The following is a 12,898-nucleotide window of genomic DNA, read 5'->3' as shown; positions in this document are numbered from 1 at the left end:
GCCCCGGGCGGTCCGGGGAGACCGGGGAACCGTCAGACGTCGACCTCCACCACGCGCTCGCCGCCGAACGTCATGACCTCGAAGTGGTCGATCTCGTTCGGTGAGAACGCGGCGCCGCCGCGCACGTAGAGCGGCTGCTTGGCCTCCTCGGTCCTGGCGCCCGGCAGGCCGTAGCCCCACTTCGGCACGGACCAGGAGGTGATCGTCTCGCGCTCGCCGTTCTTGCCGACGGCGATCAGGGAGCACTCCTCGGGCCCGGTGACGTTCTTGAGCCGGAGGACGGCGTTGGTGCCCCAGTCCTTCTTCTCCATCGCCACCGTCGCGGTCGCGTGCGTGTTCGGGTCGGTCGCCGTGCTCTTGTCGCTCATCGCCTGGAACGCGGCCTTCGCCGGGGCCGGGGCCGCCTCGCCGCCGCCCGAGCCGCCGCCGCCCACCGCCAGCACGGTCAGCGGGCCGCCGATGATCAGCGCGGCGGCGGCCGCGACCAGGTAGAACGCGCGCCGGCGCTTGTGGGCGCGGCGCGCGGAGACCTCGTCGAGCAGTCCCTCCACCACGCGCGGTCCGGGCCGGGCCGACAGCGACTCGCCGATCGCGGGCGTGCCGGAGCCCGGCAGGTTGGCGAGGGCGGCCAGCATCGGTTCCATGCCGGAGAGTTCGTCGAGCTGCTGCGCGCACCACTCGCAGGACGCGAGGTGCGCCTCGAACGCGGTCGCCTCGGCGTCGTCGAGAATGCCGAGCGCGTAGGCGCCGACCGTCTCGTGCTCGTTCGGGCCAGAGGTTCCCTGCATGGGGCCAGGCATACCCGAGCCACCCGTTCCGTATCCCCCGTAAAGGCCCATCACGCCGTCACCCCCCGCTCCTCGAGCGCAAGCTTCATCGAACGAAGCGCGTAGAAAACCCGTGAGCGGACCGTGCCACTGGGGATGCCGAGCGTCTCGGCCGCCTCGTTGACGGTACGCCCCTTGAAGTACGTCTCGACGAGGACCTCCCGGTGGGCCGGGGTCAGGTCGTCGAGCGCGTCAGACAGCGTCATGAGCCACAGCGCCTTGTCGATCTCGTCCTCCGCGGGGATGACCTCCAGCGGCGACGGATCGACCTCCTGCGGCCGGGCCTGCCGGCTGCGGTGGCCGTCGATGACGATGCGTCGGGCGACCGTCACCAGCCAGGGGCGTACCGAACCGGTCGCACTGTTCAGCTGACCGGCGTTCTTCCAGGCACGGATGAGCGTCTCCTGCACGACGTCCTCGGCACGCTGCCGGTCCCCCGCCACCAGACGCAGCACGTACGCCAGCAGCGGTCCGGCGTGCTCCCGGTACAGGCCCCGCATCAGCTCCTCGTCGGGTCCCGTACCACGGGACATGCGATGTCGGGCCTTGGACGAGCGGTCATCGGCCACTGCTGAATCCTTGCGCACGCCCACCTCCGGTGTCCGGGGGTTCCCCCGACTCGGTTGTTCGCCGACGGGTACGGACGACGGCGTGGGCGTGTTCAAAGGCCGGTGACAGTTTTCCGCGGGGCACCGTCACGAGAGGGGCATGTGGTCGCAATTCCCCCTGATTTTCTTTACGTTTCCGCCGCATCGACAGGCGGAGGGCCCAACTCCGTTGGCTCAAAACGGAGTACGCGAACTCCCGTCAGCGAGGCCGGTGTTGCGCACATCACGCCGAAGGGCCGTCCGGGGAGGCGTGGTTGACCGCGCTGCGCCGCGCACCGCCGCACGCACGGTGACCGTGGACGGCCCGCGGTCCCGGCCGGCACACCGCTCCCGCAGGGGGAGCCGCGTGCTGCCGGGACCGCGGGCCGGGGTGCGCGGCGGCCGCCGCGGCCGGCGGTTGGTCGCCGCGGGTCAGCTCTTCGGCTGTGCCTCGGCGGCGAGTTCCGCCTTCTCGGCGGCGGCCTGGGCGAGACCGCCGGTGGTCCGCAGCGGGACCTCCTTGATGAAGACGGTGAGCACCAGCGCGACGAGGGCGACGGGTGCCACGTACAGGAACACGTCGGCTATGCCGTGCCCGTAGGCGCCCTCCAGCCAGGTCCGGACGTGCTCGGGCAGCGCGTCCATGTCGGGCAGTTCGCCGCTGCCGACGGCCTTGGCGGCGGCCGCCCGCTCGTCGGGGCCGAGCGTGCCGATGCTGTCGGTGGCGTAGTGCGTGATGCGGGTGGACATGACCGACCCGAGCGCGGAGACGCCGACCGCACCGCCGAGGGAGCGGAAGAACGCGACCGTGGAGGACGCCGAGCCGAGGTCGCCCGGCGCCACCTGGTTCTGCGTCGAGAGCACCAGGTTCTGCATCATCATGCCGACGCCGAGGCCCATCAGGCCCATGTAGACGGCGATCTCCCAGTACGGGGTGTCGTAGCGCATGGTGCCGAGCAGGCCGAGGCCCGCGGTGAGCAGCACCCCGCCGGAGACCAGGATGTTCTTCCACTTGCCGGTGCGGGTGATGATCTGGCCGGAGACCGTCGAGGACACGAACAGGCCGGCGATCATCGGGATCGTCATGACGCCCGACATGGTCGGCGTCCGGTCCCGGGCGAGCTGGAAGTACTGGCTGAAGAAGACCGTGCCCGCGAACATCGCGACACCGACGAACAGCGAGGCGGTCGACGCGAGGGTGATCGTGCGGTTGCGGAACAGCCGCAGCGGGATGATCGGCTCGGTCGCCCTCGTCTCCACGAACACGAAGGCGAGCCCGAGCAGCAGCGCGCCGCCGACCATCGTGTACGTCTGCCACGAGAGCCAGGCGAACTTGTTGTCGGCGAAGGTCACCCAGATCAGCAGCAGGCACACGGAGGAGCTGATGAAGAACGCGCCCGCCCAGTCGACCTTGACCTCGCGCCGGGTGAGCGGCAGGTGCAGCGTCTTCTGGAGCACCACCAGGGCGATCAGCGCGAACGGGATGCCGACGTACAGGCACCAGCGCCAGCCGAGCCACGACGTGTCGGTGATGACGCCGCCGACCAGCGGACCGGCGACGGTGGCGACGGCGAACGTGGCCCCGAGGTAACCGGAGTAACGGCCGCGCTCACGCGGGGAGATCATCGCGGCCATGATGATCTGGGCCAGCGCGGTCAGACCGCCGGCACCCAGCCCCTGGACCGCGCGCGCGGTGATCAGCATCGCCGGGTTCTGCGCGAGACCGGCGACGACCGAGCCGAGGACGTAGATGGACAGGCCGGTCTGGACCAGGGCCTTCTTGCTCATCAGGTCCGCGAGCTTGCCCCAGATGGGGGTCGAGGCCGTCATCGCGAGCAGCGACGCCGTGACGACCCAGGTGTAGGCGCTCTGGCCGCCGCCGAGGTCCTGGATGATCTCGGGCAGGGCGTTGGTGACGATCGTCGAGGAGAGGATCGCGGCGAACATGCCGAGCAGCAGCCCGGAGAGCGCCTCCATGATCTGGCGGTGCGTCATGGGCGCGTCGCCGCCGGAGCCTCCCCCGTGCTCGGCCTGAGCCCGCACACCGTCCGGTGTGGTCGTAGCCATGGGCTTCCTTTTCCTTGGTTCGTGTGGTTCCGGGGACGCCGGTGTCGGGACCCCGGAGCACCGGGACCCTGCGTGCGGGCCGTGCGGTGCGGCGGATCGGTGGTGCTGCGGACTCCCGTCCCCGGTACGCATGTTCAGGTACGCGCGGGGTACGGAGGCGCGGGGCCGCGCCGGTCGTTCAGACGGGGGCGCGGGTGGTCTCGTGGCCGGGGGTGGCGGCCGGCCGGGACGCCGGGGACCGGCAGTCGCCGAAGCTGTCGCGCAGCCGGCCCATCAGGCGGATCAGCAGACCGACCTCGTCGTCGGTCCAGTCGTGCAGCCGGTCGGCGAACAGTTCGGCGGTGCGGAGCGACAACTCCGCGAGCTGCTCGCGGCCCGCGTCGGCGAGGTGGAGGGTGCGGGAGCGCTTGTCCGCCGGGTCGGACCGCCGTTCGATCCAGCCGCGCGACGCCGCGTGGGCGACGTGCCGGCTCGTGACGGACATGTCCACCGCGAGAAGCTCCGCCATTCTGCTCATGCGCATGTCACCGTGGCGCCCCAGCAGCATCAGCACGGCGGCCGAGCCCGTGGGACAGTCGGCGGCCACGATGCGGCCCAGGTCACGCTTCACCGCCCCGATGGCACTGAGCTGACGCGCCAACTCCTCGTACTGCGCCTGCTCAGCCATGCCGCCCCCCTCTTTTCGTTGCCCGAGGCAACGATAGGAGCACTTGGTTGCCGCAGGCAAATAAAAAGCCCCGGTTCAGAGCAAAGGGAAAGTAAAATTTACGATGCCTTTACGGGAGTGCAGGTCAGTGCCACCGGCCGGGCCGGCTCCAGGGCGCCCCTCGCCCGGACCGCCCGCGGGCGCCGGTCCCGCCCCGGCCGCCGGGACCGGCGCCGGGCGCCCTTCAGGTCAGCGCGGCGGCGCGGCGCCTGTGCCGGGCCACGCGCTCCCGGTTGCCGCAGACCTCGCTGGAGCACCAGCGGCGGCGGCGCCCGCGCGAGGTGTCGAGGTAGACGATGGGGCAGTTGTCGCCCTCGCACTGGCGCAGGCCCGCGCGGGCGACGGGATCGGTGAGCAGGTCGACGGCGTCCCGCGCGACCACGGCGAGCAGCGCGGCACAGGAGGCCGGCCCGTCGAGTTCCCGTACGAACGCGCCGTCCCCGGCGAGCACGGCGCGCGCGGCCGGCGGCGCGGCGCGGGCGGCCTCGTTGACGCGGGCGAGCGCCGCGGCGTTGACCCTGGGACGGGCGCGGCGGACCCGCGCACCGTCGTGGACGCGGGCGAGACCGGCGTCCCGGCCCCGTGCGCCCGCCGGGAGTTGGAGTCCGGCGCGCACCAACTGGTCGACGTAGTAGCGGAGTTCGCGGAACTCCGCGGGCCAGGTCAGGTCGGCGTGCGCCAGCGGCGTGCCCGGCGGCACGAGACCCGCACCGGTGATCCAGGCCCGCAACGGCCCTACCGAGCCGATCCGTTCGCCGGGATGCGTGGTCGCGAGGAGATCCAGGCAGACCCGCCCGGCGTCGAACCGCAACTCGTACGGGGCCGGGGCCGCGCCCAGTGCCATGTGCCCTTCACCGCCTAAGAGATTGCCCCTGACCGGCGGGGGTCGGGAGGATGTCAGGGAGGAGAGCAACGGGAGAACCGTCCCCCCTACAGTGCCCGTCCGAACCCGCGGCCGGAACCCCTCGTGCGGGGGCGGCACTGTGAGGGTCCTGCGGCGACACCCGCACGCAGGCACCGGCCCCGCGCGAGGTCCGCCCGGCGCGGGGCGGCGCCACCGGACGGGAGCCGGGAACCGGGGAACGCCCGAGCGGCGGGGCGGGGCGGCCCGGCACGCGGCGGGTCCGCAACGCCCCTACGCGTCGCCGTACTTGGTGTCCGCCGCCGGGTCCAGTGCCAGCCGGTAGCCGCGCTTGACCACCGTCTGGATCAGTTTCGGGGCGCCCAGGGCCGTGCGCAGGCGGGCCATGGCCGTCTCCACCGCGTGTTCGTCGCGGCCCGCGCCCGGGAGGGTGCGCAGCAGGTCGGCCCGGGAGACCACCCAGCCGGGGCGGCGCGCCAGGGAGCGCAGGAGCGCCATGCCCGCCGGGGGCACCGGGCGCAGGGCGCCGTCCACCAGGGCCGCGTGGCCGCGGATCTCCACCTGGTGGCCCGCCACCGGCAACGACCGCGCGCGGGAGGGGAGTTCCGCGCACAGCAGCTGAACGAGCGGGCCCAGGCGGAAGCGTTCGGGCTGGACCGTGTCGACACCGCGGGCCTGGAGCGGCAGCGCGGTGACCGGACCGACGCAGGCGGCCAGCACGTCGTGCCGCAGCGCGGTCAGCAACTCCGTCTCCAGACCGCGCTTCTCGGCGCGGGACAGCAGCGAGGCGGCGGCCGGGGCGCTGGTGAACGTGACCGCGTCCACACCGCGCGAGATCGTGGCGTCCAGCAGGCGGTCCAGTGGCGCTATGTCGGCCGGCGGCATCCACCGGTAGACGGGCACCCCGACGACCTCGGCGCCCGCCTCGCGCAGCGCCTCGACGAAGCCCGGCAGCGGCTCCCCGTGGAGCTGCACGGCGATCCGGCCGCCCTCGACGCCCTCCTCCAGGAGCCGGTCCAGTACCTCCGCCATGGACTCCGACGCCGGCGACCACTCCTCCGTCAGCCCGGCGGCCCGGATCGCGCCCTTGACCTTGGGGCCGCGGGCGAGGAGCCGGGTGCCGCGCAGCGTGCCGAGCAGGGACTCCCCCAGGCCCCAGCCGTCGGCCGCCTCGACCCAGCCGCGGAAGCCGATGGCGGTGGTGGCGACCACGACGTCCGGGGCCGCGTCGAGCAACCCCTGTGTCGCCGACAGGAGTTCGCTGTCGTCGGCGAGGGGGACGATGCGCAGGGCGGGGGCGTGCACGACGGCCGCCCCGCGCCGCTGGATCAGCGCGCCCAGTTCGTCGGCCCGGCGCGCGGCCGTGACGCCCACGGTGAAGCCCGCGAGCGGGCCGGGCTCCGGTTGCTGCTGTTCGTCGTACATGGCTCTCGTCCCGCGCTCGTCGAGTCGTCGTACCTGACCGCCGTACCGGACTCCCGTACCGGACCGCCGTACCCGCCTGGTCTCCTGGCCGCGCGGCCACGGGGTCGCGCGGCCACGGGGAGACCCAGCCTGTCAACAGCGCGTGACGGGACCGGTTCGGCGGCGTGTCACCGACGTTACGTCACACCTCGGCACGGGCCGGCCGCGGCTCTCTCCCGGGCGGGACCTCGACGCCGGCCCGGACCGGGGGCCGCCGAAGGTATACGGCCCAGGTCACGGTGATGCAGGCCGCGTAGAAGCCGAGGAAGGCGACGAACGCCCCGGTGCCCGAACCGTAGGAGAGGAAGGACTGCCGGAACGCGAGGTTGATGCCGACGCCGCCGAGCGCGCCCAGCGCGCCGATGAGTCCCATGGAGGCGCCGGACAGCCGGCGTCCGTACCGCGCGGCCTCCTCCCCCGTCAGCCCGAGCGACGCGGCCTTCGCCTGGAAGATGCCCGGGATCATCTTGTACGTGGAGCCGTTGCCCAGGCCGCTGAGCGCGAACAGCACCACGAACACCGCCACGAACAGCGCCGACGACCTCTCCGTGCTGGCCACCACCAGGACCCCGGTGGTCACGGCCATCGCGGCGAAGTTCCACAGGGTGATCCGCGCGCCGCCGTGCCGGTCGGCGAGCCGGCCGCCGACGGGCCGGACCAGCGAGCCGAGCAGCGGGCCGATGAAGGTGAGGTACGCGGCGTCGAGGGGCGTGCGGCCGAACTGGGTCTGGAGCACCTGGCCGAACGCGAAGGCGTAGCCGATGAACGAGCCGAAGGTGCCGACGTAGAGGAACGCCATGATCCAGGTGTGCCCGTCGCGCGCCGCGTCCTCGGCCGCCCCGGTGTCGTTCCGCACGGGCGCCAGGTTGTCCATGAACAGCGCGGCCAGGACCGCCGCCGCCACGACGAGCGGGAGGTAGACCGCGAGCAGGACGCGCGGGCCGCCGCCCGCGCCGATGACGGCGAGCGCGGCGAGCTGGATCACGGGCACGCCGATGTTGCCGCCGCCAGCGTTCAGCCCGAGCGCCCAGCCCTTCTCGCGCAGCGGGAAGAAGGCGTTGATGTTGGTCATGGAGGAGGCGAAGTTGCCGCCGCCGACGCCCGCGAGCATGCCGACCAGGAGGAACGTGCCGAACGACGTGCCCGGCCTCATCACCGCGAACGCGGCGGTCGTGGGGATCAGCAGCAGACCGGCCGAGATCACCGTCCAGTTCCGCCCGCCGAAGACGGCGACCGCGAACGTGTAGGGCACCCGCGCGGCCGCCCCGACCAGGGTGACCACCGAGGTCAGCAGGAACTTGTCCGCGGGGGTGAGGCCGTACTCGGGACCCATGAAGAGCACCAGGACCGACCACAGGGTCCACACGGAGAAGCCGATGTGCTCCGACAGGACGGACAGCAGCAGGTTGCGGCGGGCGGTCCGCCGTCCCGTGCGTTCCCAGAAGACCGGGTCCTCCGGGTCCCACGTCTCGATCCAGCGGCCCCCTCGCCGGAGCGGGGCGGCCCCCTCGGGCGGCGGGCCGGGCGGGCCGGCTGCGGTGGCTGTGCTCGGGGCTGTCATGACGCCTCCACGGGGCTCCGGTGCTCGGGTGCTCGGGTGCGGTTCCGGATGGGTTCCGGACGGTCGGCGAGCGGTGCCGAGAACCGAAGGTAGGGAGACCGGGTTTCCGCGCTGTGGCTGCGCGTCACCGCGAGGGAACGTTGCACTCACCCCGGGGCGGGACCCGGTGAGAGGTCGAACACGGCGCCGGGAGGCGGTGGTTCAGCCCTGCGGGGCCTGCCCGTACGGGGCCTGCCGGGGGTCGTACGGGGGCTGCTGACCGTACGGGCCCGGGGGCTGCGCGTACGGTGCCGGTCCGGCCGGGTACGGCGCAGGCGCGTACGGGGCCGCGGGCGCGCCGGGCCGTGCCTGCGGCGGTACCGGGGGCGCTCCCTGCGGACCGGCCGCGGGCGCGCCGTACGGGCCGTAGGGCCCCGTCTGCACCTGCTGTCCGGGAACCGCCGTGCCCGGCGGCAGGTACCGCACCCGGCCGTCCTTCTCCGTGACCGGCCGGAAGCCGGCCGCGTGCAGCCGGGCCCCGAACTTCGCGCCGCGCCGCCGGTTCAGCGGGAGCGAGGCGACCAGCACGATCACGAGCGCCGCCCAGATGCACCCCATGACGGTGAACGAGACCGCGTCGGCGCCCATGCGCACGGCGAGGAGCGCGGAGCCCACCGTGAGGCCGAGGAGCGCTCCGGCCGTCCGCTGCGGCGTCACGCGGGACAGGTCGAACTTGATGCGGACCTTGAGGAGTTCGACCGCGTCGGGAACCAGCGGCGGCAGCCGGACGCCGTCGCGAGCGTCGGGGTACTGCGCCCTGTTCTGCGCCGCGCGGGCCATCGCCTGCGGGCTCGGGTCGGGCACGATCGTCATCTTCAGCGCGTTGCTGCGTCCCCCGCCCGCCCGCGCGTCGGCGTACTCGTAGCCGAACTGCTGGGCGACAAAGCCGAGTTCGGCCAGTTTCCGCACGGAGGCCATCGAACTGGTGACGGTGACGGGCCCGCCGCCCTCCATCAGCCGAAGCATCGTGCGCACCTGCCGCCTGTTCATCGTGCCCCCGTTCCCGCGCGTGCGTCACATCGCGCGACGCTCGAAGTCTGGCACGCGGCCCGTGGCGCGAGAACGGCGCCGGAACGGCCTTGACCGGACCTTTGTCGCCCGGCGGCGCCCCCGGACGCCCCCTGCGCGCACAGCACGCGAGGGGCGGCGCACCTCTCGGTGCGCCGCCCCTCGTACGAGCCGACAGAAGGTCCCGTCAACCCCGGTGCCGGGAACCGGAGTTGCCGGCGGCGGGCGACTTGTGGCCGCCGCCCGCCGCCTTCCGCGAGCCGCCGCGCCGCACCCCGTCGGGCCACAGCCTCGGCCGCCGCTTGGCCGCGATGTCCTCCATCCACCCGAACGCGAGGATCGCCAGCCCGATCAGCGGCCACACCAGGACCACCATCCACAGCGTGTACGTGGCGTCGATGGCGGAGGCGGCCCGGTCGCTGCCGAGGAACGGCAGGCCGTACGCCTGGTCGATGATCGGGACCGTCGCCATGATCAGGGTGTTGTGCCACAAGTAGATCGTGACGGCACGGTTGTTGGAGAGCGTGACGAGCTTGTCCCAGCGGGCGAGCCGGCCGGGCAGCTCCTGCCAGGACGGTGAGTACTGGAGCAGGATCACGACGAAGCCGAGCGACCAGGCGGCCTGCGCGAGCGGGATGTCGTTGAGGTCCCAGCCGTCCGGCCCCAGGTGGCCCGAGGCCCACCACAGGCCGAACGCCATCACCAGCGCGGCGAGCGAGACCGCCGCGTAGCGCGGGATCTTCGCGAGCCAGCCCTCGTTGTGGGCCATGCCGAGGATCCAGCAACTGCCGTACGTGGCGAAGTCGCCGACCGCGTTGCCGGTCTCGCCGGGGATCGTGACGACGCCCGTGGTGACCACCGCGCACAGGGCGAGCGGCGCGAGGAGCGTCGCCCACGGCACCCGGCGGAAGGCCCACAGCATCAGCGGCGACAGCGCGACGAACCACAGATAGGCGCGCAGGTACCAGAGGACGCCCGCGGCCTCCTCCGGCCAGGACAGGTCCAGCAGTCCGGAGTCCGAGCCGAGGTGCGACGGATAGGGCGGGGCGCCCACCGGAAGGATGTAGTTGAACATGTCGACCACGCCCCAGGTGGGGCCGAAGTCGGGGTCCTTGGTGGGGTTCCAGTGCTGGAGGAACATCATCGTCACGACGACCGCCGCGAACAGCCACAGCGGGGGCAGCAGCCGTCGCACGCGGCCCCGTATGACACCGAGCGCCGGACGCTTGAGCGACCGCGCCATCAGCGAACCCGCCAGGGCGAACATGACGCCCATCGACGGGAACAGCACGGTGATCCAGCCCCAGCCCAGCAGGTGGTAGAGGACCACGCGGACCAGGGCCAGCGAGCGCAGCAGGTCGAGGTAGCGGTCGCGGCCGGGCTTCTTCGGCGCGGCGGGCGCGGGCGGCTCCGCCGCGGCCGGGGCCCCGCTCCACGGGGCGTCGGCCTGCGGGAACCCGTCCCGCGGAACACCGTCCTGCCCGGCCGCCGGGTACGGCGCGGTGCGCTGGCGCGGCATGCCGTACGCGGGGGTGGGCGGCTCCGGGCCGGTGCCCGGTCCCGCCGGGTATCCGTGCGTCATGCCACGGGCCTCCGATCGTTGCTGCTGCGGTCGCGCTGGGAGGGCACGGGGCCGCCGGGCGCCTCGACGACGCCGGTGCGGCGCAGCTTCTGCCAGCGCAGCCGGCCGCCGGTGAGCGCCGTGATCCAGGACTGGAGCAGCACGACGTACATGAGCTGGCGGTAGAGGATCTGCTGGAGCGGCAGCGAGATCAGGTGCGTCATCTTCTCGCGGTCCAGGCGGAAGGCGTACGCCGCGCAGAACGCCTGGATCGCCATGACGCCGAGCCACGCGACGATCGTCTTCTGCGTCGGGCCGAAGACGACGCCGTACAGCAGGAAGATGTCGATCAGCGGTGCCAGCAGCGGTGCCACGACCATGAACAGCGACACGAACGGCAGGCCGACGCGGCCGAAGCGGCCCGAGGGGCCGGACTCGATCAGCGAGCGGCGGTGCTTCCAGATCGCCTGCATGGTGCCGTACGACCAGCGGTAGCGCTGCGACCAGAGCTGCTGCACCGTCTCCGGCGCCTCGGTCCACGCGCGGGCCTTCTCCGCGTAGACCACGCGCCATCCGTCGCGGTGCAGCGCCATGGTGACGTCGGTGTCCTCGGCGAGGGTGTCGTCGCTCATGCCGCCGACCCGCTCCAGCGCCGTGCGGCGGAACGCGCCGACCGCACCGGGGATGGTCGGCATGCAGCGCAGGATGTCGTACATGCGGCGGTCGAGGTTGAAGCCCATCACGTACTCGATGTGCTGCCACGCGCCGATGAGTGAATCCCGGTTGCCCACCTTGGCGTTGCCCGCGACGGCGCCGACCCGGGCGTCGCCGAAGGGCTGCACCAGCTCGCGCACGGTGGCCGGTTCGAAGACGGTGTCGCCGTCCATCATCACGATGATGTCGTAACGGGCGTTCGCCACACCCCTGTTGAGGGCGGCGGGCTTGCCCGCGTTGAGCTGGCGGACCACCCGGACGTTGGGCAGGCCCATCGCCTCGACGATGCGGGCCGTGCCGTCGGTGGAGCCGTCGTCGATGACGACGACCTCGATCGGGTGCTCGCTCAGCATGAGCGAACGCACCGTGTTCTCGATGCACTTGGCCTCGTTGTAGGCCGGCACGAGCACGGAGACCGGTTCGGTGACGGGCGCCCCCCAGCGGAACCCGCGCTTGCGCACCCGGCGCGCGTGGGCCCCGGACAGCAGCAGCATCAGGCCGAAACGGCCGATGACGAGGGCGCCGGTGAGCGCGAGGCAGGCCACGAGGAAGTCGGTGAGGCGGTCGGACGCCTGGACCAGGAAGATCCAGGCCTTGCCCTTCCACAGGTCGACGCCGGTGACCGGGACGAGCGCGCTGGGCGCGCCGATGGCCTCGGTGATGTTCTCGAACTTGTAGCCCTTGGCGCGGAGTTCGGGGATGTACTTGTCGAGGGCCTCGACGGTCTGGTGCCGGTCGCCGCCGGAGTCGTGCATCAGGACGACGGCACCCTTGCCGTGCTTGGGCGTCGCCCCCTTGATGATCTCCTCGACACCGGGCTTCTTCCAGTCCTCACTGTCGACGGAGGTGACGACGGTGAGGTAGCCGCGGGTGCCGATGTACTCGGTGACCGGCCAGGACGCGTCGTCCATGGCGTCGGCGAACGACGAGTACGGCGGGCGGAACAGCGAGGTGCGCACCCCGGCGGCGCCGGTGATCGCGAGCTGGTTCTGGGTCAGCTCCCAGTCGATGCGGCTCTTGGACTGGTAGGAGAGGTCGGGGTGGTTGAAGGTGTGCAGGCCGACCTCGTGGCCCTCGTCGACCATGCGTTTGACGAGGTCCGGGTAGCGGGAGGCCATGGTGCCCGTGACGAAGAAGACCGCGTGGACGTGGTACTTCTTCAGCACGTCCAGGACCTTGGGCGTCCAGGTCGGGTCCGGACCGTCGTCGAACGTGAGGACCAGGCGGTGGTCGGGCACGTCCATGCTGGTGGTGCGGCCGCTGCGGGTGTCGATGACCGGGCCGCCGTCGAGGATCTTCTCGGGGACCTTGTCGGTCGGCGCCTCGGAGCGCACCCGGTGGTCGGCGAGGATCTCGCTGTGCACGTAGCCGCGCAGCATGAGCATCGCCATGACGGCGACCAGCACGGTGAGAGGAAGCAGCAGGCGCATGCGCAGGCGGCTGCGCCTGGGACCGGCACCGGAGCCTGGCGTGGCCCCGTGACGGCGTTTGCGGGAAGCCAT

The 12,898-nt window shown here is 72.6% G+C and carries 10 protein-coding genes; all 10 read right to left on the bottom strand.

Annotation, left to right across the window (positions count from 1 at the left end; genetic code table 11):
• Nucleotides 1-32 precede the first annotated feature (32 nt).
• Nucleotides 33-788 (bottom strand): zf-HC2 domain-containing protein, encoded by a 756-nt coding sequence (locus ACFZA0_RS00325; protein WP_391008817.1) that lies wholly within the window; start codon nucleotides 786-788, stop codon nucleotides 33-35.
• A 50-nt stretch (nucleotides 789-838) separates the two neighbouring features.
• Entirely contained in the window at nucleotides 839-1,420 is a 582-nt protein-coding gene (locus ACFZA0_RS00320) for a sigma-70 family RNA polymerase sigma factor (RefSeq protein WP_391008814.1), read from the bottom strand.
• A 426-nt stretch (nucleotides 1,421-1,846) separates the two neighbouring features.
• Entirely contained in the window at nucleotides 1,847-3,481 is a 1,635-nt protein-coding gene (locus ACFZA0_RS00315) for an MFS transporter (protein WP_391008811.1), read from the bottom strand.
• Between the two features lie 178 nt (nucleotides 3,482-3,659).
• On the bottom strand, nucleotides 3,660-4,148 hold the full coding sequence (locus ACFZA0_RS00310) for a MarR family transcriptional regulator (protein WP_391008808.1): 489 nt from the start codon (nucleotides 4,146-4,148) through the stop codon (nucleotides 3,660-3,662).
• 223 nt (nucleotides 4,149-4,371) lie between these two features.
• The gene (locus ACFZA0_RS00305) at nucleotides 4,372-5,031 is read right to left on the bottom strand and encodes an ABATE domain-containing protein (RefSeq protein ID WP_391008805.1); all 660 of its coding nucleotides are present in this window, start codon (nucleotides 5,029-5,031) and stop codon (nucleotides 4,372-4,374) included.
• A gap of 291 nt (nucleotides 5,032-5,322) precedes the next feature.
• Nucleotides 5,323-6,474, bottom strand: a complete 1,152-nt coding sequence (locus ACFZA0_RS00300; protein ID WP_391008802.1) for a uroporphyrinogen-III synthase — start codon at nucleotides 6,472-6,474, stop codon at nucleotides 5,323-5,325.
• A 181-nt stretch (nucleotides 6,475-6,655) separates the two neighbouring features.
• Nucleotides 6,656-8,074 carry an MFS transporter gene (locus ACFZA0_RS00295; RefSeq protein ID WP_391008799.1) on the bottom strand — a complete coding sequence of 473 codons (1,419 nt, stop codon included), beginning with the start codon at nucleotides 8,072-8,074 and terminating at the stop codon, nucleotides 6,656-6,658.
• Between the two features lie 201 nt (nucleotides 8,075-8,275).
• Nucleotides 8,276-9,103: a hypothetical protein gene (locus ACFZA0_RS00290; protein WP_391008796.1), complete on the bottom strand. Its 828-nt coding sequence runs from the start codon at nucleotides 9,101-9,103 to the stop codon at nucleotides 8,276-8,278.
• A 205-nt stretch (nucleotides 9,104-9,308) separates the two neighbouring features.
• Nucleotides 9,309-10,703 carry an acyltransferase family protein gene (locus ACFZA0_RS00285; protein WP_391008793.1) on the bottom strand — a complete coding sequence of 465 codons (1,395 nt, stop codon included), beginning with the start codon at nucleotides 10,701-10,703 and terminating at the stop codon, nucleotides 9,309-9,311.
• Nucleotides 10,700-12,898 carry a polysaccharide deacetylase family protein gene (locus tag ACFZA0_RS00280; RefSeq protein ID WP_391008790.1) on the bottom strand — a complete coding sequence of 733 codons (2,199 nt, stop codon included), beginning with the start codon at nucleotides 12,896-12,898 and terminating at the stop codon, nucleotides 10,700-10,702. Before ACFZA0_RS00280 ends, ACFZA0_RS00285 begins: the two co-directional genes overlap by 4 nt.

The organism is Streptomyces sp. NPDC008150 (assembly GCF_042956945.1).
Lineage (GTDB): Bacteria > Actinomycetota > Actinomycetes > Streptomycetales > Streptomycetaceae > Streptomyces.
The sequence above is the reverse complement of the archived record's forward strand: the minus strand, read 5'-3'. Positions and strand labels throughout refer to the sequence as shown.